This window comes from Deinococcus metallilatus, assembly GCF_004758605.1.
Classification (GTDB): domain Bacteria; phylum Deinococcota; class Deinococci; order Deinococcales; family Deinococcaceae; genus Deinococcus; species Deinococcus metallilatus.
Map to the genome: position 1 here is coordinate 1,359,441 of NZ_CP038512.1, position 20,895 is coordinate 1,380,335.

At 69.0% G+C, this 20,895-nt stretch carries 20 protein-coding genes; 10 read left to right on the plus strand and 10 right to left on the minus strand.

Annotated elements, in window-relative coordinates:
• Window positions 1–26: 26 nt before the first annotated feature.
• A complete protein-coding gene (locus E5F05_RS12545) occupies window positions 27–488 on the minus strand; it encodes an Lrp/AsnC family transcriptional regulator (protein ID WP_129118959.1) in 462 nt (153 codons plus the stop codon).
• Between the two features lie 158 nt (window positions 489–646).
• Between E5F05_RS12545 and kamA the strand changes: the two genes are divergently transcribed.
• Genes kamA through E5F05_RS12560 form a run of 3 tightly spaced genes read left to right on the plus strand, consistent with a single transcriptional unit; the run spans window position 647 to window position 4,005 of the window.
• The gene (gene kamA, locus E5F05_RS12550) at window positions 647–2,098 is read left to right on the plus strand and encodes a lysine 2,3-aminomutase (protein WP_129118960.1); all 1,452 of its coding nucleotides are present in this window, start codon (window positions 647–649) and stop codon (window positions 2,096–2,098) included.
• Window positions 2,099–2,121: 23 nt separating this feature from the next.
• Window positions 2,122–2,628 (plus strand): DUF4274 domain-containing protein, encoded by a 507-nt coding sequence (locus tag E5F05_RS12555; protein ID WP_129118961.1) that lies wholly within the window; start codon window positions 2,122–2,124, stop codon window positions 2,626–2,628.
• Window positions 2,629–2,646: 18 nt separating this feature from the next.
• Complete coding sequence (locus E5F05_RS12560; protein WP_129118962.1) at window positions 2,647–4,005, plus strand: acetyl ornithine aminotransferase family protein; 1,359 nt, start codon at window positions 2,647–2,649, stop codon at window positions 4,003–4,005.
• 55 nt (window positions 4,006–4,060) lie between these two features.
• Here E5F05_RS12560 and E5F05_RS12565 read toward each other — a convergent pair whose 3' ends face one another.
• Together E5F05_RS12565 and E5F05_RS12570 are read right to left on the minus strand one after the other, a co-directional pair.
• Window positions 4,061–4,519, minus strand: coding sequence for a peroxiredoxin (locus tag E5F05_RS12565; RefSeq protein ID WP_129118963.1), 459 nt, complete (start codon window positions 4,517–4,519; stop codon window positions 4,061–4,063).
• A gap of 52 nt (window positions 4,520–4,571) precedes the next feature.
• Window positions 4,572–5,144 carry a chloramphenicol phosphotransferase CPT family protein gene (locus E5F05_RS12570; protein ID WP_206733012.1) on the minus strand — a complete coding sequence of 191 codons (573 nt, stop codon included), beginning with the start codon at window positions 5,142–5,144 and terminating at the stop codon, window positions 4,572–4,574.
• A gap of 23 nt (window positions 5,145–5,167) precedes the next feature.
• On the opposite strand from E5F05_RS12570, the gene tilS reads away from it, so the two are divergent.
• The gene (tilS, locus tag E5F05_RS12575) at window positions 5,168–6,766 is read left to right on the plus strand and encodes a tRNA lysidine(34) synthetase TilS (protein ID WP_129118964.1); all 1,599 of its coding nucleotides are present in this window, start codon (window positions 5,168–5,170) and stop codon (window positions 6,764–6,766) included.
• 2 nt (window positions 6,767–6,768) lie between these two features.
• Here the strand turns inward: tilS and E5F05_RS12580 are convergent, their stop codons facing one another.
• Window positions 6,769–7,170 (minus strand): rhodanese-like domain-containing protein, encoded by a 402-nt coding sequence (locus E5F05_RS12580; RefSeq protein WP_129118965.1) that lies wholly within the window; start codon window positions 7,168–7,170, stop codon window positions 6,769–6,771.
• 264 nt (window positions 7,171–7,434) lie between these two features.
• On the opposite strand from E5F05_RS12580, the gene proB reads away from it, so the two are divergent.
• From proB to E5F05_RS12595, 3 genes are all read left to right on the plus strand, one after another.
• Window positions 7,435–8,526, plus strand: coding sequence for a glutamate 5-kinase (gene proB, locus E5F05_RS12585; protein WP_129118966.1), 1,092 nt, complete (start codon window positions 7,435–7,437; stop codon window positions 8,524–8,526).
• A 98-nt stretch (window positions 8,527–8,624) separates the two neighbouring features.
• Entirely contained in the window at window positions 8,625–9,905 is a 1,281-nt protein-coding gene (locus E5F05_RS12590; protein WP_129118967.1) for a glutamate-5-semialdehyde dehydrogenase, read from the plus strand.
• An 8-nt stretch (window positions 9,906–9,913) separates the two neighbouring features.
• Window positions 9,914–10,231 (plus strand): hypothetical protein, encoded by a 318-nt coding sequence (locus E5F05_RS12595; protein WP_129118968.1) that lies wholly within the window; start codon window positions 9,914–9,916, stop codon window positions 10,229–10,231.
• A 76-nt stretch (window positions 10,232–10,307) separates the two neighbouring features.
• Here the strand turns inward: E5F05_RS12595 and E5F05_RS12600 are convergent, their stop codons facing one another.
• From E5F05_RS12600 to E5F05_RS12620, 5 genes are all read right to left on the minus strand, one after another.
• Window positions 10,308–12,359, minus strand: a complete 2,052-nt coding sequence (locus tag E5F05_RS12600; protein ID WP_129118969.1) for a putative bifunctional diguanylate cyclase/phosphodiesterase — start codon at window positions 12,357–12,359, stop codon at window positions 10,308–10,310.
• A gap of 113 nt (window positions 12,360–12,472) precedes the next feature.
• Complete coding sequence (dxs, locus tag E5F05_RS12605) at window positions 12,473–14,389, minus strand: 1-deoxy-D-xylulose-5-phosphate synthase (RefSeq protein ID WP_129118970.1); 1,917 nt, start codon at window positions 14,387–14,389, stop codon at window positions 12,473–12,475.
• A gap of 76 nt (window positions 14,390–14,465) precedes the next feature.
• Entirely contained in the window at window positions 14,466–15,167 is a 702-nt protein-coding gene (locus tag E5F05_RS12610) for a hypothetical protein (protein ID WP_129118971.1), read from the minus strand.
• 263 nt (window positions 15,168–15,430) lie between these two features.
• Window positions 15,431–16,111, minus strand: a complete 681-nt coding sequence (locus tag E5F05_RS12615) for a PspA/IM30 family protein (protein ID WP_129118972.1) — start codon at window positions 16,109–16,111, stop codon at window positions 15,431–15,433.
• A 160-nt stretch (window positions 16,112–16,271) separates the two neighbouring features.
• Complete coding sequence (locus E5F05_RS12620) at window positions 16,272–17,108, minus strand: hypothetical protein (RefSeq protein WP_129118973.1); 837 nt, start codon at window positions 17,106–17,108, stop codon at window positions 16,272–16,274.
• Window positions 17,109–17,238: 130 nt separating this feature from the next.
• Here E5F05_RS12620 and E5F05_RS12625 point away from each other — a divergent pair, with 130 nt between their 5' ends.
• Together E5F05_RS12625 and E5F05_RS12630 are read left to right on the plus strand one after the other, a co-directional pair.
• Window positions 17,239–18,267, plus strand: a complete 1,029-nt coding sequence (locus tag E5F05_RS12625) for a PIN/TRAM domain-containing protein (RefSeq protein WP_129118974.1) — start codon at window positions 17,239–17,241, stop codon at window positions 18,265–18,267.
• 133 nt (window positions 18,268–18,400) lie between these two features.
• Entirely contained in the window at window positions 18,401–19,138 is a 738-nt protein-coding gene (locus tag E5F05_RS12630) for a MerR family transcriptional regulator (protein WP_129118975.1), read from the plus strand.
• 59 nt (window positions 19,139–19,197) lie between these two features.
• On the opposite strand, the gene E5F05_RS12635 is transcribed toward E5F05_RS12630, so the two are convergent.
• Window positions 19,198–20,415, minus strand: coding sequence for a saccharopine dehydrogenase family protein (locus E5F05_RS12635; protein ID WP_129118976.1), 1,218 nt, complete (start codon window positions 20,413–20,415; stop codon window positions 19,198–19,200).
• A 198-nt stretch (window positions 20,416–20,613) separates the two neighbouring features.
• Here E5F05_RS12635 and E5F05_RS12640 point away from each other — a divergent pair, with 198 nt between their 5' ends.
• Window positions 20,614–20,892, plus strand: a complete 279-nt coding sequence (locus E5F05_RS12640; RefSeq protein WP_129118977.1) for a hypothetical protein — start codon at window positions 20,614–20,616, stop codon at window positions 20,890–20,892.
• Window positions 20,893–20,895: the final 3 nt, after the last annotated feature.

Consider the following 20,895-nt stretch of genomic DNA (forward strand, 5'->3'; position numbering starts at 1 on the left):
GTTGCTCAGCTTCCCTGGCTCTCCGCCTAGTTCGGCGGCAACAGCGTTTTCCCCTCCAGCGGCGTACTCAGCACGATGCTGGTGTCGCAGGTGAAGCCCATGGCGATCAGGTCGGCCAGCATGGTTTCCAGCGCGCCCACGTCCGGCACGGCGACCTTCAGGATGCAGGAATTGTCTCCCGTGACGCTGTGACATTCCAGCACGCCGTCGTGTTTTCTGGCCCAGCGGACCAGGGTGGGGTCGTTGCGCCCGCTGTCCTGCACGCCGATAAAAGCGGTGATGGTGCGCCCTAGCGGCTTGGAGGCCACCCGCACGCCGTAGCCCAGAATCACGCCCGCGTCTTCCAGTCGCCGCACCCGCTCGGTCACGGCGGGCGCCGAGAGGCCGACGCGGCGGCCCAGTTCGCGCATGCTCAGGCGCGAGTCGGTTTGCAGTTCTTCCAGAATGCGGTGGTCGAGGGGATCGAGGTTGCCGCCGTGCTGCTTCATAAACCCATCTTAACAATTGCAAGGTGTGGGGTGGCGTTTGCCAGCTTGGTGTGTGGGGAGAAGTGGCGTAAGCGCGTGCTGCGCGCCTTCCAATAGGGCTTTGGGGTCGCCAGAATAAAGGAGACAGCACTCACTTTTTTCTCCCCAGGAGGCTTTCCATGCCCACCCCCACGAAACTGCACCCGGAGGCGACCGTCCGGTCCCAACAGATGCTGCCCCGCAACCACCGCGCCCCCAAGTGGCAGGACGTGCCCGACGAGCAGTGGTACGACTGGAAGTGGCAGCTCAAGAACCGCATCAACTCCGTCGAGGAACTCGAAGAGGTCATCCGCCTGACCCCCTCCGAGCGGGCGGGCGCGAGCGCCGAAGGCATCTTCCGCCTGGACATCACGCCGTACTTCGCCTCGCTGATGGACCCGGAAGACCCCACCTGCCCGGTGCGCCGTCAGGTGATCCCCACCCATCACGAACTCGAACCCTTCACCTCGATGATGGAGGACTCGCTCGCGGAGGACAAGCACAGCCCCGTCCCCGGCCTGGTCCACCGTTACCCTGACCGCGTGCTGATGCTGGTCACGACGCAGTGTGCGAGCTACTGCCGCTACTGCACCCGCAGCCGGATTGTGGGTGACCCCAGCGAGACGTTCAAACCCGCCGAGTACGAGGCGCAACTGAACTACCTGCGCAACACGCCCCAGGTCCGCGACGTGCTGCTCTCCGGCGGCGATCCCCTCACCCTCGCGCCGAAGGTGCTCGCGGGTCTGCTCTCCGAACTTCGCAAGATCGAGCACATCGAGATCATCCGCATCGGCACGCGCGTCCCGGTCTTCATGCCCATGCGCGTCACGCAGGAACTCTGCGACGTGCTGGCCGCGCACCACCCGCTGTGGATGAACATCCACGTCAACCACCCCAAGGAGATCACGCCGGAAGTCGCGGATGCCTGCGACCGCCTCACCCGCGCGGGCGTGCCCCTGGGCAACCAGAGCGTGCTGCTGCGCGGCGTGAACGACCACCCGGTGATCATGCAGAAGCTGCTGCGCGAACTGGTCAAGATTCGCGTGCGGCCCTACTACATCTACCAGTGCGATCTGGTTCATGGCGCCGGGCACCTGCGCACCACCGTGGCCAAGGGTCTGGAGATCATGGAGAGCCTGCGCGGCCACACCAGCGGCTACAGCGTTCCGACCTACGTGGTGGACGCGCCCGGTGGCGGCGGCAAGATTCCCGTCGCGCCCAACTACGTCCTCAGCCACAGCCCCGAGAAACTGATTCTCCGCAACTTCGAGGGCTACATCGCCGCCTACTCCGAGCCGACCGACTACACCGGCCCCGATATGGCCGTTCCTGAAGAGTGGCAGCGCCGCGAACCCGGCCAGAGCGGCATCTACGGCCTGATGGAAGGCGAGCGCATCTCCATCGAACCTCGCGAGTTCAGCGAGAGCCGCAACCGCCCCGGCGCGACCCAGCACCGCCTCAACAGCCGCGAGGACAAGTGGGCGGCGTATGGCGTGGGGGAGAACAGCGGGCCGCTGACGCATGAAACGACTGTGACCGCCACCGCGCCCGACGGTCAGGTGAACGAACCGCAGGCGGTGAGCGGGGATTGAGGCAAGAATACAAGAATAGGGGCATGGACCGGCACGACTGGGCAGCGCTGAACTACCTACAAGAGGCACCTGCCGAGGACTGGATGTGTTTTGCGTGGCTCTATCTGGACCACTTCTACTTTCATCTGGCAGTGTGGATGGCTAATCAAAGAAGTTGCCCGGAAGCTGTGGCCCTTGCTCTCTACTGGTATTCGCATCCTGCGGTGTGTTTAGAATACAGAAGAGGGGGAAACATCCCGGAGTATCACTCAACGAGATTTGCCGTTTTTGAGGCGGTGGAACACCGTTACACAGCCAATTTCTATGCCGTGTCGGAAATCGGTTTCGATCCTATGAACGATGTCACTGAGCCGGTCGGCCCGCTTGGCTTTGGGCGAAACTGGTTAGATTCACTGGAAAATGTGCGTAACTTGGCCCTGCCACAACTTAATGTCCCAGTGCCCGGAAAAATCGTGGATGTACGCACGCGAATTGCTGATTGGGTCGAAGGGTTGCCCCCACATATTGCCGCGCTTGTCCCCAACCTCTAAACCAGCTAAGGAGTCCCTATGACCACTCTTCCTAAAGCCCGCCAGCCCGAACTCAAAACCACCCTCCCCGGCCCCAAGACGCAGGCCATCATGGAGCGCGACGCTCAACACCTCTCCACCTCCTACATGCGCCCCTATCCCTTCGTGCCGGATCATGGCAAGGGCGTGTGGCTGACCGACGTGGACGGGAACACCATGCTGGACTTCTTCGCGGGGATCGCCGTCAGCACGACCGGTCACGCGCACCCGCATGTCGTGAAGGCCGTGCAGGAGCAGGTGACGAAGTTCAGCCACGTCTGCCTGACCGACTACCCACAGGAAATCACCACCAGCCTCGCGGAGCGGCTGGTCAAGCACGTCGAGAAGCCCGGCGAGAAGTGGCGCGTGTTCTTCGGCAACTCCGGCGCGGAGGCGGTCGAGGCGGCAATCAAGCTGGCGCGCAACCACACCGGGCGCACGCACGTCATTTCCACGCTCGGCTCCTTCCACGGACGGACCTACGGCGCGATCACGCTGACCGGCAGCAAGACAAAGTACAAGCGCGGTTTCGGCCCCCTCCTGCCGAACGTCACACACGTCCCGTACCCTAACCCCTTCCGCCCGCCCCTCGGCAGCACGTCCGAAGCCTGTGGGCAGGCCGTCATCGACCACATCGAGTCGCTGTTCGTGGGCGTGATTCCCGCCGACGAGGTGGCCGCGATCATCATTGAGCCGATGCAGGGTGAAGGGGGCTATATCGTGCCGCCCGCCGACTTCCTGCCGAAACTGCGCGCCCTGTGCGACAAATACGGCATCGTGCTGATCTTCGACGAGGTGCAGGCCGGAATGGGCCGCAGCGGGAAGATGTTCTCGTTCCAGCATTTCGACGTGCAACCCGACATCATCACGCTGGCGAAGGGCATCGCCTCGGGCCTGCCGATCAGCGCGATGCTGGCCAAAGAAAGCGTGATGACCTGGCCGGTCGGCTCGCACGGCTCGACCTTCGGCGGGAACCCGGTCGCGGCGGCAGCGGCACACGCCACCCTCGATCTGCTCGAAGGCGAGGTGGGGCACCCCGGCTGCGGCGAGAGCCTGATGGACAACGCGGCCAGCGTGGGCACGTACATCATGGACGAGCTGCGGAAGATGCAGGCCGAGTTCCCCTTCCTGGGCGACGTGCGCGGCGCGGGCCTCTTCATCGGCCTGGAGTTCGTGAAGCCGGACGGCAGCCCCGACGGCAAGCTGCGCGACCGCGCCAGCATGGCGATGTTCGAGCGCGGCCTGCTGAACCTCGACTGCGGCGAGGCCGTGATCCGCATCAGCCCGCCGCTGATCCTCACCCGCGAGGAGGCGGAGACGGGGCTGAAGATCATGCGGGAGGCGCTGGCAAGCCTGTAGGAGCGGTCAGCGTTCAGCAACAGAAGGGGCCGTCCTCCGGGTGGGAGCGGCCCCTTCAGGTGTGTTGCTGGAGCCAGCGCAGCACGTCGGCCGCGTGGGTGGCGGGGTTCACGGTGCGCCAGTGGTGGGCGAGGTTGCCCTCCGGGTCGATCAGGAACGTCTGGCGGGCGGCCAGGCCCAGCAGCCCGCCCAGCCCGCCGATCACGCCGTAGGCCCGCGACAGGGTGCGTTCACTGTCGGGAATCAGCGGGAAGCTGAGGCCGCAGTTGTCGCGGAAATTCGCCTGCCGCGCCTCGGTGTCCGTGCTGATGCCGATCACGGCGGCGTTCAGGCGCCCGAACTCGGGCAGGGCCGCCTCGAAGCGCCGCGCCTCGGTGGAGCAGCCGGGCGTGTTCGCACGCGGGTAGAAGTACAGCACCACCCACTGCCCGCGCAGGTCGGCTAGGCGCACGCGCCGACCATCGTCGCTGCGGACATCGAAGTCGGGGGCGGGCTGACCGGCGCGGAGGGGCATGGGGGTCATTGTAGGTGCGGGCGCATGAGGGGACGGGACTCGGTTCCGGTGCTCAGGCTCCCTGCACCCGGCGGACGATCTGCGCGGCGCCCTCGGCGGGGGACAGATGGGTCAGGTCCACCTCCAGGTCGGAGGTGACGCCCTGATGCACCAGCGTGGCCTGATGCCGGGCCATCCCCGGTACGCGGTCGCCCCTGGCCTGTTCCCGGCGGGCGGCCTCTTCGGGATCACATCTCACGCTGACCCACAGCACCCGCAGGCCGGTCAGCGCCTCCCGCCAGCGGGCCTGCGAGGCGCCGCCGCCCAGAAACACCTCGTCCACGATCACGGGGGCGCCCGCACGGGCCAGCCCGGCCACGCCCCGGCTCCAGGCCATGTCCAGGCGGCGAAATTCTGCACCCACCTCGATCTGCCCGTCCTCCCCGAAGGTGATGCCCGCGTCCGAGGCTTGCAGGGCAGGCGGCAGGGCGGCCAGGAACGTGTCGGTCCCCAGGGTCAACCACGCTTCGCACAACTGGGCTTGCAGTTGCCGGGCCAGCGTGGATTTTCCGGCACTGGAACCGCCGTTCAGCACGATCACGTCGTAGGTTCGCCGCAGCGGCGGGGACTGCCTGGGGTCGGTCATGCCCGCACCCTACAATGCCGCCTATGCCCGCCCTTCTCACGCCGCTGGAGCCGTACGCGGGTCAGACGGTCGTCCTGGGCGTGTCGGGCGGGGCGGACAGCGTGGCACTGCTGCGGGCGCTGGTGCTGGCCGGAGCGCAGCCTGTCGCGGCGCATCTCGACCACGCCCTGCGCCCGGACTCGGCGGAGGATGCCGCGTGGGTGCGCGAACTGGCGGAAAAGCTGGACGTGCCCTTCGAGGAAACGCGGGTGGACGTGGCGGCGGTCGCGGCCCGGCGCGGCTGGAATCTGGAGGACGCGGCCCGGCGCGTGCGCTACGAGTTCCTGGGCAGGGTCGCCAAACGGCACGGCGCTTCAGCCATCCTGACCGCCCACACCCGCCGCGACCAGGCCGAGACGGTGCTGCTGCAACTGCTGCGCGGCGAGGCGGTCCTGAACGGCATCCCGCCCGCGCGGGGCCGGGTCCGGCGTCCCTGGCTGGATGTTCCCCGCGCCGACCTGGAGGCGTTCTTGCATGCGCTCGGCCAGGACTGGCGCGAGGACCCGACCAACGCCGACCCTTCCCAGACCCGCGCCTGGCTGCGGACGGTGGTGCTGCCCCTGCTGGCCGCCCGTTTCCCCGACGTGGAGGCGGCCCTGGCGCGCGTCGCCCGCCTCGCACGCGAGGACGACGGAGCCCTGACCGAACTTGCGGCCCGGTTGACCGCCCATGCGCCGCTGGCGGACCAGCCGCCCGCCGTCCTGCGCCGCCATGTCGCGCAGGCCCTGACGGGCGCGGACCTCCCGTACCACACCGGCCACGTGGAACGCCTCGCCGCCGCGCTGGGCACGGGGGAGACGGCGCACGTGACCCTGCCCGGTGCGCGCGACGTGACCGTGACGGGTGGAAGGCTCCACCTGACGCCCCAGGTCTGGTCTGCCCCCGACTTCCCCATTCCCGGCGGCTGGACCCTGCGCACCCGGCAGCCGGGGGACCGCGTGCGCCTGCCGGGTGGGACCCGCAAGCTCAGCGACGTGCTGGGGGGCGCGAAGGTGCCGCGTGAGGCACGGGACCGCGTGCCGCTCCTGGCGGTGGGCGCGGAGGTGCGGTGGGTCGGCCTGCGCCCCCCGCTGTGGGCGGTCGGGGCACGGGAAGAGGCGGGCGTTCCTGAAGACCTCCTCCACGCCGCGATGGGCGAGGCCCTGAAGCTGGCCCACGAGGCGGCGCGGGTGGGCGAGGTGCCGGTCGGCGCGGTCGTCCTCGGTCCCGGCGGGACCATCGTCGGACGGGGCCGCAACACCAGCCGCGAACACGGGGACATGACCCGGCATGCCGAACTGGCCGCCCTGCGCGAGGCCGCCCAGACCCTCGGCACCCCCTATCTGACGGACTGCACACTGGTGGTCACGCTGGAACCCTGCCCGATGTGCCTGGGCGCGGCGCTGGAAGCGCGGGTGGGGCGGGTGGTGTACGGCGCGCGGAATCCGAAAGCGGGGGCGCTGGGGGGGGTCAGCGACCTGCTGGCGTCCCACTGGGGCCACCGACCTGCCGTGACGGGTGGTGTCCGGGCCGGGGAGGCGGCGCGGCTGCTGCGCGACACGTTCCGGGGCCTGCGGGGGGAGGTGGAGCCGGAGACGCCCTAGCGTCACGGCTGTTCTGCTGTCCGCTTTGCTACGGGCCGTCCGGCCTCGGCCCAGGCTTTCATCCCGCCGTCGAGATGGGCCACGTTCGCATAGCCCAGCTGCTGCAAGGTATCGGCGGCCAGGGCGGAACGGCCCCCGGAAGCGCAGTGCAGAATGATGCGGCGGCCGGGGTCAAACTCGCTGCGGTGGTAGGGACTCGCGGGGTCGGCCCAGAATTCCAGCATCCCGCGCGGCGCACTCACGGCCCCTGGAATGGTCCCCATCTGGTCCTGTTCGCCGGGTTCACGGAGGTCGATCAATACGGCGTCGCCCCGGTCCAGTTCGGCGGCGACCTGATCGACCGAGAGATTCTCGACGCGCTGTCTGGCCTCCTGCACCATCTGGGCGGCGGTTTTCGGCTGCATATGATCCTCCTTGTGCCTATGAGGGAACGTGGCTGCCGGACATCCGTCCGTCTGACGGGGGCAGCAGGTCTGGGGTGCTCCCGTTCGGAGCGTAGCCTCCTTTGCCCCTGGCGGGACCAGGCCCACTTGGCCCGGCAGGGGCTCCACGCGAGGTCAATCCCAGCATACTCCCCCTGTCTGTGGCCCCTTCCTGCGGCGGGCACCCACCCCGCACGCATAGGCGAGCCGCGCCCCGCCTGCCCTGTCTCCCCCTATCCTGACGCCATGCGCGTCGTCCTGAAGCTCGGCACCAGTGTCCTCACGGCGGGGACCGACCGCCTGCACCGGCCCCGGCTGGTGGACCTGCTGCGCGGGCTGGCGGCGGTGCGCGCGGCGGGGCACGAGGCCGTGCTGGTGACCAGCGGGGCGGTGCTGGCCGGGTGGGAGGCGCTGGGGTTCCCGCCACGTGACCGAACCCTGGCCGAAAAACAGCTCCTCGCGGCGGTCGGGCAGGGGCGGCTGATGCACCTGTATGCCAGCATCGCGGACCTGTACGGCCTGCCCGTCGCGCAGGTTCTCCTGACCGCCGACGACTTCCGCGACCGCACCCGCTACCTGAATGCCCGGACCACCCTGGAGGGCTGTCTGAGCCGGGGCGTGCTGCCGATCATCAACGAGAACGACGCGGTGGCCGCCGAACAGATCAAGGTGGGCGACAACGACACCCTCTCCGCCTTCGTCGCCAATCTGGTCGAGGCCGATCTGCTGGTGATCCTGACCGACGCGCCCGGCCTCTACACCGCCGACCCGCGCAGCGATCCTACGGCCACCCTGATCCCGGTGGTGGAGCGGGTGACGCCGGACATCTGGGCGCTCGCGGGCGGGGCAGGCAGCCACCGGGGCACGGGCGGGATGCACACCAAGCTTCAGGCCGCCGAGATCGCCACCCGCGCCGGAACGCCGGTCGTGATCGCCCCCGGCGACACCGAGAACGCGCTCGCCCGCATCGTGAACGGCGAGGCGCTCGGCACGCGCTTTGTGGCGCACGGCTCGCGTCTGGAGGCCCGCAAACGCTGGATTCTGGCGGAAATTGCCCTGGGCCGCGTCCTGCTGGACGAGGGCGCCGCCCGAGCTGTGCGCGAACGCGGCGGCAGCCTCCTGCCCGCCGGAATCACCGCCGTCCACGGTCCCTTCGAGCGCGGCCACACCGTCCGCCTCCTCGCCCCCGACGGCAGCGAGGTCGCGCGCGGCCTGACGCGCTACCGCGCCGCCGATCTGGCGCGGATCGCCGGGCGCCACTCACGGGACATCGAGGGGGTGCTGGGGTTCACCTACGGGCCGGAGGCGGTCCACCGGGACGATCTGGTGCGGCTGTAGGACGCGGTGCGCGGGAAAAGCGCAGCCCCGTCTCCCGCGCACCGCGCCCTCTCGACAAGCCCCGGGCCACCCGCCACCGGCCCTGCTACCCTGCCCCCATGACGACGGAGGCTCTCACTGTCCGTGACCTGGGCCAGCGGGCGCGGGCGGCGGCGCGGGTGCTGCGCTCGCTGCCCACCGCGCGCAAGGCGGCGGCCCTGCACGCCATCGCGCGGGAACTGCGGGCACACGAGGCCGTGATTCTGGCCGCGAACGCACGGGATGTGGAGGCGGCGCAGGCGGCAGGCTTGCCTGCCCACATGGTCGCCCGCCTGCGCCTGGACGCCGCCTCGCTCGCCGCCATCGCGGATGACGTGGAGGCGGTGTCGGGACTGCCCGACCCGGTGGGGGAGCGGACGCCCGAGCAGACGCTCCCCAGCGGCATCCGCGTGCGGCAAATGCGCGTCCCACTCGGCGTCCTGGGGGTGATCTACGAGAGCCGCCCGAACGTGACCGTGGACGTGGCCGCCCTCGCCCTGATGAGCGGCAACGCGGTGATCCTGCGCGGCGGCAAGGAGACGGTGAACAGCAACGCGGCTCTGGAGAACGCGATCCGCAGCGCCCTGGCCTCCCAGGACCTCCCCGAGGACGCCGTGCAGGTGATCCGCGACCCGGCCCGCGAGCGGATGCTGGAACTCCTGCGCCTGGACGATCTGGTGGACGCGATCATTCCGCGCGGCGGGGCGGGCCTGCACCGCTACTGCGTGGAGAATGCGACCGTGCCCGTCATCGTGGGCGGCATCGGGGTCGTCCACATCTACCTGGACGAGAGTTTCACCCGTGATCCCGCCGATGTGGAGCGGGCCGTCCAGCTCATCCGCAATGCCAAAGTGCAGAAGCCCAGCGCCTGCAATGCTCTCGACACCCTGCTGATTCACGCGGGAGCGCTCTCCGCCCTGCCCGCCATTGCCCGTGCCCTGATCACGGGCGGCGTGACCCTGCGGGCCGACCCGCCCGCCCTGGCCGCGCTTCAGGCCGCCGGAGTGGAGGCCCAGCCCGCGACGGACGCCGACTACGGCACCGAGTTTCTCGCCCTGACCGCCAGCGTCCGCACGGTGGGCGGGTTGGAGGAAGCCCTCGACTTCATCGCCGCGCACGGCAACCACACCGACGTGATCCTGACCCGCGACCCCGCCCAGGCCGAACGCTTCGTGCAGGACGTGGACAGCGCCGCCGTGATGGTGAACGCCAGCCCCCGCTTCAACGACGGCGGCCAGCTCGGTCTGGGGGCTGAGGTCGCCATCAGCACCCAGAAGCTGCACGCGCGGGGGCCGATGGGCCTGCGCGAACTCACCACGACCAAGTGGGTCGTCGTGGGGGATGGGCACGTGCGGGCGTGAGCAGAGGCTTGCGCTATTTCCGTATGCACGGAGATACGGGGAAAGAAGAAACCGAAGAACTGGTCGAATATGTTGGGGAATATCCCTCCCGGCAGGTGCGTATTCTGCTCCGCGACGGTACGGGCTACACCGACGAGCGACGGAGGTGGTACGTCAATTCAGTGTACGGGGGAGTTCTGACGGACTGTCTGCTTGACCCGAATGATAAGTCACCCCCCTACGACGAAAATGGCCGCCTCAACCTCGAACCGATCACCAAGGAAGAGTTTGAGGCGGCCTGGATCAAATCATTCGAATTTCTAGGCAAGAAATTTTCTGGTCCCTGAGCCATTCTTGAAAAGAGGCCAAGCTCAGTGATGTTGTGCTGGCGGCTGGAAGCTGGCGACGGGTTGCCCGAAGGCTCTATGCCGACCCCGCCTTGCCCGCGTGCGCCAGCGCGAAGGCCAGCGCCGCCCCGGCGGGCAGGGGGCGGGCGAACAGGAAGCCCTGGCCGTGGGTGCAGCCCAGGTCGCGCAGCATCCGCAGTTGCTCGGGCGTCTCGATGCCCTCCGCGATCACGCGCAGCCGGAGGTGCTGGGCCAGCATGGCAACGCCCTGCACGATGCCGCGCTGCCGCGCCCCGTCCGGCAGGGCCGCCACGAAACTGCGGTCGATCTTGAGGGTCGTGATGGGGTGCCGTTCCAGGGCACTGAGCGAAGCGTAGCCGGTGCCGAAGTCGTCCAGCGACAGGCACACGCCCCGGTCGGCCAGGGTGCGCAGCACCGCCTGGGCCTCGGGGGCGTCGAGCAGCGTGCTCTCGGTGACTTCCAGCTCGATGCCGGGGGCCGGGGGCCGGTTCAGAAAGTGTTCCTCCGGCTGGGCATGGCGGTGCAGTTGCCGCCCGCTGACGTTCACGCTGACCGTCAGCTCCGAGAGGCCAGGATGCGCCGCGCGCCACGCCGTCAGTTGCCGCCCGGCCTCGTCGAGCACCCAGCGCCCGAGGGGCACGATCAATCCGGACGCCTCGGCCAGCGGGATGAAGCGGGCGGGCGGGACCGGGCCGCGCTGCGGGTGGGTCCAGCGCAGCAGCGCCTCGAAGCCCACGCAGCGCAGGGCCGTGAGGTCCATGATCGGCTGGTAGTGCAGCGTGAGTTCACCCTCTTCCAGTGCCCGGCGCAGGTCGCGTTCCAGCGTGAGCCGCTCGAGCACCTCGGCGTGCATGCTCTCGTCGAACAGGGCCGCCCGGCCCTTCCCGGCCTGCTTGGCGCGGTACATCGCGGTGTCCGCGTCGCGCAGCGCGTCCTCCACCCGGGTGTACTGGGAGGAGGCGAGCGTCACGCCCAGGCTAGCGCTGACGTGCAGCGGCTGGCCCATCACCCGGAAGGGCTGGGCCAGGGCCACCTGGAGGCGCTGGGCCACCCGCATCACGCTGGTGGCGTCGCCGGGGTTGTCGAGCAGCACCGCGAACTCGTCGCCGCCCAGCCGGGCGATGGTGTCACTCCCCCGCAGCGTCTGCTGGAGCCGCGTCGCGGTTTCCAGCAGCAGCCGGTCCCCCACGTCGTGGCCGTAGGCGTCGTTCACGGTCTTGAAGTTGTCCAGGTCACAGAACAGCACCGCGTAGCCCTGCCGCCCGTCGCGCAGATGGCGCTGGATGGCCGCCTCCAGGCGGGTGTACAGCAGCGCCCGGTTGGGCAGCCCGGTCAGGCCGTCGTGCAGCGCGGCGTGCTGCCAGCGTTCCTCGGTGTGCTTGCGTTCGGAGATGTCGTGCATGGCCACCACCGCCCCGAACAGTTGCCCCTGCTCGTCACGCAGCGCCCGGCCGCTCGCCAGGACCGTGCGCCGGGGCAGGTTGCGCGGCGCGATCACCATTTCCTGTTCCCTGACCGCCTCGCCCCGCCAGGCGCGGAACAGCGGAATCCGCTCCAGCGGCAACGGCGTCTGCCCATCGGCCTCGAACAGCGAGTACCGCTCGGCCCAGGCGTCCGGCGCCAGGCCTTCGCTCCCGATGCCGTGCATCTCGCGGCTCATGCGGTTGAAGATGGTCAGGCGGCCCTCGGCGTCGCAGGCCACGATGCCGTCGGCCACATCTTCCAGCACCGCTTCCAGAAAAGCCAGGTGCCGCCTGGCCTCGCGGGCCAGCCGCTGCTGTTCTTCCTGCTGTTCTTCCGTGCGCGCCGGGTTCCGGACCGCCCGCAGGGCCTCCCAGTCACGGACCACTCCGGCCAGGGCGCGCAGCGTCCCTTCGGGCGGGTGTTGCGCGGGGCCGTGCAGGGTTACCGCTGCCCCGAAGTCGTCCAGCCGGTAGCCGCCGGTGGCCTGCCCGCTGGGGGAGAGCCAGGCCCCGGCCAGGCCCAGCGCCTCCAGCAGGGGCCGGAAATGGGCGTTCAACGTGTCGGGGATCAGTTCGTCGGGCATCGTGTCTGCGGGGTGAACGCCCGGGAGCGGGGAGAGGAGCGGGCCGGTACGGCAGACCATGTCCGGTCCAGCCTACCGGCCCGCGCCCCGGCCCGATGTGGGAAACCCCATGCACGCGGCGAAACGCCCTTTCCTTTTGGGGGGGGAAGGGGGTACTCGCGCCGCCGCTCCGGTTACACGCCCAGCGGCACGTCCACCCCGAGCTCGGCCAGCACCGTGCGGATGGCGGGGGCATCGATGCCCGCCCGGGCGTGGACGCTCTCGACGGTGGCGTGGTCCTGAAATTCGTCGGGGATGCCCAGCACGCGCACAGGTGTCCGCAGCCCCATCCCGCTGAGCGCCTCCAGCACCGCGCTGCCGAATCCGCCGACCACCGTGTTGTCCTCCACCGTGACCAGTGCCCGCGCCCGGGCGGCCACCTCGCGCAGCATCTTCTCATCGAGCGGCTTCACGAAGCGGGCATTCACCACGCCGACCCCGGACAGGTCGCGGGTGGCCTTCAGTGCGTATTCCAGCGCCTTGCCGCCTGCCAGGATCACCACGTCGTCGCCGCCCTGCACCCGCTCCCAGGTGCCCCACAACAGAGTCGGCCAGGTGCCCTCCGGCACGCGCTCGGTGTTGCCGCGCGGATAGCGGATGGCGAAGGGGCCGGGATTCTCCTGCGCGGCCTTCAGCATCCCGCGCAGTTCGGCGGCGTCCCTCGGCAGGCCGATGCCGACATTCGGAATCGAGCGCAGGAAGCTCAGGTCGAAGACGCCGTTGTGGGTGGCCCCGTCCGCCCCCACGATGCCGCCCCGGTCGATGGCGAAGGTGACATTCAGGTTCTCGATAGCCACGTCGTGCAGCACCTGATCGTAGGCGCGTTGCAGGAAGGTCGAGTAGATCGCCACGATGGGCCGCATGCCCTGGAGGGCCAGCCCGGCGGCGGTCGTCACGGCCACGTCCTCCGCTATCCCGACGTCCAGATAGCGGTGCGGGTGGACCTGGCTGTACTTCACCAGGCCGCTCCCTTCCCGCATGGCGGGCGTGATGACGAAGGTGCGGGGGTCCTGCCGCGCCAGTTCGGTCACCGCGTCCCCGAAGGCGCTGCTCCACGAGTAGGCGCTGCTGGGCGTGCCAGCCTGAAGAGACAGGGTGCCGGTCGCCGGGTCGAACTGGCCGGGGCCGTGCCACTTGATCGGGTCGGCCTCGGCGTAGCTCAGGCCCTTGCCCTTCTTGGTGACGACGTGCAGGATGGTCGGCCCGTCGAGGTCCACCAATCTCTCGATCAGCCACACCAGCTCCTGCATGTTGTGGCCGTCCACCGGCCCCACGTAGCGGACGCCCATCGCCGCGAAGGGGTTCACGCTGGCGGGGTCGAAGAAGTGCCGCGTGCTGCTCTTGGCGCGGCTCATGAAGTCGGCCAGCGGCTTGCTGACGGCCTGCACCGCCTTTTTCCCGGCCTCCTCGCCCTCCTGGAACCACTTCTGCACCTGGAGGCCGCGCATGAACTTGTTGATGGCCCCCACGTTCTCGCTGATGCTCATCTCGTTGTCGTTCAGCACGATCAGCATCCGGCGCTGGGTGTCCCCGATGGTGTTCAGCGCCGCCAGCGCCATGCCGCCCGTCAGCGAGCCGTCCCCGATCAAGGCGGCCACCTTGTAGTCCTGCCCCAGCGCGTCCCGTGCCAGCGCCATGCCCAGCGCGTTGGCGAGCGAGGTGCTGGCGTGCCCCACCGTGATCGCGTCGTGTTCGGACTCGCTGACCTTGGTGAAGCCCGACAGGCCGCCTTCCTTCTTGACGGTGTGCATCAGGCTGCGGCGGCCCGTCAGCATCTTGTGCGCGTAGGCCTGGTGCCCCACGTCGAAGAGGATGCGGTCACGCGGCGAATTCAGCACGTAATGCAGCGCCACGATCAAATCTGTTGCCCCGAGCGAGCTGGCGAGGTGCAGGCCGCCCACCGAGCAGACCCGCACGATCTCCTCGCGCAGTTCGGCGGCGAGCTGGGGGAGCTGGTCACGGGGGAGCTTTTTCAGGTCTTCCGGACTGTTCACCAGGTCCAGCAGCGGCGTGCGGCTGGCGGGCTGGAGGTTGGATGTCGGCTCGCTCATGGCTGGCCTCCCGGGACTGAGGGTAGGCGGAAGGGGCGGGGCGGCATGTCCCCACGGTAGCGGACCGGCGGCACCTTTACCTCCCTCCAAAGTTGCGCCCGGTGAGCAGGAGGCCCTCCGGCGTTCTGACATCGCCCACGAACGGCGTGAACCAGAGCTGCTGCGTCTGGGGAAACAGTCCGCCCACGTCGTCACTGATCTGGCGGGTGACCACCCACACGTCGAAACTCCCGGCGGGCGTGGTCACGCGGCGGCGGTCCTGCACGTCGTAGCGGTAGCGCAGCGTGCCCTGCGCCTGCACCTTGCCGTCGTCGCTGGTCAGGGTGATGCGGCTCTGGCTCTCCCAGCTCAGGCCCACGCGCCAGGCACCCTCGGCGGGGGCCTCCGTCCAGGCCGGTTCCAGCCGGGCCGTCACGCCGGGCTTGCGAAAGCCGAGGAGCTGCACGCCCGCCGCGCTGATCTGCCGGTACCACGTCTGGTCCGCGCCGCGCCCGGTGAGCTGAAAGGCCAGCGCCTGCTGTCCCGCGAACACGGTGGGACCGAGCGCGCGCAGCATGTACGGCGGGCCGCCCGCCGCTTCGCCTTCGGGCAGATAGGTCCATCCCAGACCCGTCTCGCGCGGATAAAAGGACACGCTGCTGACGCTGGTGCTGGCCTCCACCGGCGCAGCGGCGGTTTTCGTGGCGGCAGGCGCGCAGGCCCCCAGCAGGGTCAGAAGGGGCACGGTCAGCAGTGAAAAGGCGCGGCCTCGCATGCGGTTCAGGGTAAAGCGCGTCATCGGCTTATTCTGTCAGGGTTCATGAAGTCGGGCTGATGGAGCGGGGGCCAGAGGAACCGGGGGAGAGCACCGGGCGGCGCAAAAAGACCCCTCACCCAACCCTCCGCAAGCGGCTGTATCAGTCTCCCCACGGTGGAGGGCTTTCTGACCCCTCTACCGTGGGGAGAGGGGCCTCGCGCAGCGAGGGGGTGAGGGGTCTTTGTCCGGGCGCGAGGCAGGAAAAAAGGGCGCTTTCACGCCCCTTTCGCCTGATCCCTGCGGCTTCAGCCCTGCTTGTTGTCCCCGCCCTGCACCCGCGCCTTGAGAGCGGCGAAGGCGTCGTCGAGGTCCTTGTCGCGGCCCAGGTCCTTGAGTTGCGCGTCGAAGTCGTTCTCCTGGCGCAGCTCGGCCATGGCCTTGTTGCGGTCTTCCATCGTGGCGACCTTGCGCTCCATGTCATTGAAGGCGTCCATCGCGCCGCCCGCCTTGCCGAAGCCGCTCACTCGGTCGAGGGTGGCGCCCGCCTGCGCGGTCTTCTGCCGGGCGGCCAGCAGGGTCTTCTTGGACTCCAGCTCGTCGATCTTGGCTTCCAGGGCGCGCAGTTGCGTCTTGAGCTGGTCCACCGTGCTGGTCTGCACGGCGACCTGCTCCTGGAAGCCCTTGGCGAGGTCCTTGTGGTTCTGGGCGCGGCGCAGCGCCTCGCGGGCGAGGTCCTCGCTGCCGCCGCGCAGGGCTTCTTCGGCCTTCTTCTCGTACTCCTCGGCCAGTTTGCGGTTGGTGCTGGCCTCGCGGTCCAGGCGGGCGCTCTGGCTCATCGCGTCGGCCACCTCGGCGCGGGCCTCGCCGTAGGCCGCGCGCATGTCGCGCAGGGCCTGGTCGATGATCTTCGCGGGGTCCTCGGCCTTGCTGATCAGGTCGTTGACGTTGGCACGCAGCAGTCGGGAAAGACGGTCAAGAATGCTCATGGGTGTTCCTCCTTGCGACCATGATTACGCAGCGACTCCCCCCCCGGTTCCCGCCCGCCCGAACCTGAAGGCCAGCTAAAGATGCCGGGGAGGGCGCCGAACGGCTGGAGAGGAAGGGCCCACGCTCGGCCCTTCCCCTCTCCCGGCTGACTGCTCTCCGTCAGAACACGATGGGCCGCAGCCCCACGCTCGCCGTCCCGCAGGCGACCGTCACGTTGTTCCCCGACGGGGCCGGGGTCAGGGTGCAGCCCAGCGCGCGCAGGCCCGCCAGCGGGAAGATCAGGTTCTGGCCGTCGCTGGCCGGGACCAGCGGCAGTTCCACGCTGCCGCTCCCGAGCTGCGCGGTCTTCTGCCCGACCGTGACCGTCAGCGGCGACTCGCCGCCGCGCGTCAGGCGGTACTTGCCGCCGCCGAGGGACGTGACGTTCACCACGCCCACCAGATCGCTGCCCAGCACGTAGGCCTGACCCTTCACGACGCCTGCCGGGGTGGCCGGACGGGCGGCAGCTTGCGCGGCCGGGGCCTGGGCGGCAGGCGCCTGGGCTGTATCCACCACCAGCAGCGTTTCCCGCTCGGTCAGCGGCGCCATCAGCACGAACGCGCCCAGCGGGCCGCCCGGGGTGCCGGACACCAGCAGCGAGCTGGCCTGGCCGCTGCTGGAGGTCTTCCAGTCGCCCAGCGCGCGCGCGCCCAGTCTGCCCCGCACCAGGGGACGCAGGCTGGCGGGCGTGTTCTGCACGTACAGGCACACCGCCGCGGCACTCACCTTCAGCGTCTTGGGGCAGGCCACGATCTGGCCCTTGACCGTGCCGCTGATCTCCACGGCCACGCTGCTGACCGTGCGCGCCGTGTTGGCCGCGACGGGCGTGGTCGTGGCCGGACGGGCCGGAGCCGCAGGAGTGGTCGCGGGAGTGGTCGTGCCCTGCGCGCCTGCCACGCCCAGGAACCCGGTCAGCAACAGGCCCGCCACGCGAACCGCCTTCGAAACTTGACGCATGGCCAGCATGGTACCTGCCGCGTATGAGCGTCAACTTTGAGCGGCACATGAAGTGGTCAGATTCCTCATCACCCGCCGAAATGCGAGCCTGGGGAAGTTTGGGGGCGGGGGGTCGGGTAGACTCGGGAGCGTGCTTGCCTTTCGGCTTTTCATCATGCTGCTCGGCCTGCTCCTGGGGTGGGCGGCGGGCCACGCGCTGGCCGCCGGGATGAGCGACCCGGAGCTGGGGCGGGTCAACACCCTCAGCCTGATGCTGGCGGGCGCCCTGGCCGCGCTGCTCCTCGCCCCGCGCGCCGAACGCCTGGCCGCCCAGAGCCTCGCCCGCTTTCGCCGCTGGTACGCCGGTCTTTCGCCCCGCACGGTCGCGGCGGCCACCTGCGGCCTGATCGTCGCGCTCTTGCTCAGCGTGCTGCTGGGCAACCTGCTGCGCGGCGTGCCCTTCTACACCTGGATCGGGAGCGTCGTGGTGACGCTGGTGCTGGCGGCCTTTTTCGTCTCCTTCGCCGTCCGGCACGCCGAGGCCTTCGGGCTGCTCGCCTTTCCGCAGGTGCGCCGCCAGCCGGGCAGCAAGCTGCTGGACAGCAACGTGCTGATCGACGGGCGCATTCTGGAATTGAGCCGCAGCGGCTTTCTGGAGGGCGAACTGGTCGTGCCCGGCTTCGTGCTGCGCGAGCTTCAGGTGCTGGCCGACCACTCGGACCCGCAGAAGCGCACGCGCGGCAAGCGCGGCCTGAACGTGCTGGAGGAGCTGCGCCAGGTGCGCCCCCTGCGGATCGAGGACTGGGACGACCCACAGCTCCCCAACGTGGACGACAAGCTGGTGCGTCTGGCCCGCGAAACCGGCGGCAAGCTGCTCACCAATGACGGCAACCTGGGCAAGATCGCCCGGTTGCACGGCCTGGAAGTCCTGAGCCTGCACGCCCTCGCCGTCGCGCTGCGGCCCCAGGTCCAGGCCGGGGACCGCCTCACCATCACCGTCACCAAGAGCGGCCAGCAGCAGGGCCAGGGCGTCGGCTACCTCGAAGACGGCACCATGGTCGTCGTCGAGGACGGCCTGAAGTTCCGGGGCAAGGCGACGCGCGTTCTGGTGGTCAACAACGTGCAGACGAACGTGGGCCGCATGATTTTTGCGAAGGTGGAGAAAAGCGACGCGGCGTGAGGGAAGAGGGGTTAGGCGTTAGGGAGAGGGAGGGTCTGAGCTAATGCCCCTTTCCCCTAACACCTGACGCCTAAACCCTGCCCCTTGACCCTCACGTAACGTCCGGTTCTACCGTATCTGACAGGAGGGCAGCGTGAAGCTCAGGATCGGAGAACTCGCGCGGCGCACCAGCCTGACGGTCAGGACGCTGCGGCATTACGACCAGATCGGGCTGCTGACGCCCGCCGGGCGCACCGAGGCCGAGCATCGCCTGTACTCCGAAACCGACCTGCGGACCTTGCAGCAAATCCAGAGCCTCAAGGCCATCGGGCTGCCGCTGGGGCAGATCAGGGCCGCCTTGCAAGACCCGGACCATGACCCCCAGCGGGTGATCGCGGAGCATATCCGGATGCTGGAGGAGCAGATGGAGCGGCAGCGGGCGCTGCTGGACCGGCTGAAACGGCTGGACGTGCGCGGGGCGAGCTGGTCAGAACTCACGGAGGTGATCGGGATGAGCGAGAAGGTGGACAGGATGCTGGAAACGGCCCGCCGCGTCGGAGAACAGCCCAAGTTCGACGATGAGCAGGCGGCGTACATAGAGCAGCGGCGGCAGGAGGTGGGTGAGGCGCGCCTCCGGGAAGTCGAGCAGGAATGGCCGGGGCTGATGGCCGAGGTGCTGCGCGAGATGGAAGCGGGCACGCCGCCCTCGGACCCGCGTGTGCTGACACTGGCCCGCCGTTGGCAAGGTCTGGTGGCGGAGTTCACCGGCGGTCGTCAGGACATCGGCTCCACGCTCAACCGCTCCTATCAGCAGCACATGACGCCGGAGATGCAGACGATGTGGGCCTACGTGGGCGAGGCGATGAAGGCGCTGGACGGGTCGAAGCAGTAAGCCACGGAAAGCCGCCCCGGAATGCCAACAAGGCTCCGGGGCGGCTTCTCGCGCTTCACTCAGTCCCGCACCAGTTCAATCCCCGCCAGTTCATCCACCGGCAGGCCCCACACGTTCATCGCGGCGATGAAGGGATCGGGGTCGAACTCCTCGACGTTGTAGACGCCGGGCTTCATCCACTCTCCCTGGAGCATCAGCATCGCGCCGATCATGGCGGGTACGCCGGTCGTGTAGCTGATCGCCTGCGCCTGCACTTCCCGGTACGCCTCGGCGTGGTCGCAGATGTTGTAGACGAAGTTCACCAATTCAGAGCCGTCCTTGCCGATCCCGCGCGCCTGCACGCCGATGCAGGTCTTGCCGGTGTAGTCGGCGGCCAGCGACTCGGGGGCGGGCAGCACGGCCTTCAGGAACTCGATGGGCGCGATCTCCTCGCCCCGGAAGTTGATCGGCTCGATGGAGGTCATGCCGACCGACTCCAGCACGCTGAGGTACTTGATGTACTGCTCCCCGAACGTCATCCAGAAGCGGGCGCGCTGGATGGTCGGGAAGTTGATGACCAGCGATTCGAGTTCCTCGTGGTACAGCACAAAGCTCTTGCGGGTGGCGACGTTGGGGTAATAGATGTCCTGGCTGATTTCGAGGGGTGCCGTCTCGACCCACTGCCCATTTTCCCAGTAACGCCCGTTCGCGGTGATCTCGCGGATGTTGATCTCGGGGTTGAAGTTGGTGGCAAAGGCCTTGCCGTGGCTGCCGTTGTTGCAGTCCACGATATCGAGGTAACGGATTTCGGAGAAGTGGTGCTTGGCGTGGTAGGCGGTAAACACGTTCGTCGCACCGGGGTCGAAGCCGCAGCCGAGCAGCGCCATCAGGCCCGCCTGCTCGAAACGCTCGCGGTAGGCCCACTGCCAGGAATACTCGAACTTCGCCACGTCGCGCGGCTCGTAGTTCGCGGTGTCGAGGTAATGCACGCCCGTCTCCAGGCAGGCGTCCATGATGGTGAGGTCCTGGTAGGGGAGGGCCACGTTGATCACCAGCTCCGGCCCGAAGGAACGGATCAGCGCGGCAAGTTCCGGCACGTTGTCGGCGTCCACCGCCGCCGTCGTGAACTGCGTCTGGCTCTGCGGGAAGTGTTCCCGGATTTCCGCGACGATCCTGTCGCACTTGCTGACGGTGCGGCTGGCGAGCAGCACCTCGGTGAACACGCTGTCATTCTGCGCGCACTTCTTCGCGACGACGTTGCCCACGCCGCCCGCGCCAATAATCATCACTCGGCTCATACCGGGGGCAGTGTACCCTGCTTCTTCCTGGGGGCTGGGTCATGCCCGCGTCAGCTTCGCGGCGCACCATAAAAGGCGAGCGGTCATCTGGTCCCGCTCGCCCTGCCGGGCCGCGCCTTCCTCCCTCCTCCAGGGCGCGGCCCGCCCTTTGCCGGGGGCGCCTTGCCGGGGCGAGCGAGTGCGCTAGCCTCCCCCCGTATGCGGACCTTCCTGTTGATCCTGCTCGCCTTTGTCGCGGGCGTCATGGTGCTGGTCGCGGCCTTTTCCTGGCAGGGCCGCGCCGCCCGCGAGTACGGGCGCGAGGCGGTGCAGGCCGCGCAGCGGGCCGGACTGAGCGCCCCCGAACGCCTCTGCACCGACCTCCTGAACCGCAAGCCGCCCGCTGGGGTTCAGAGCTGTGTGGTGAGGGCGGAGGACGGGCAACTCTCCGCCGTCGTGACGCTGGAGGGGGGGCGGGCGTTTAGGGTCGTTCCCTGAAGG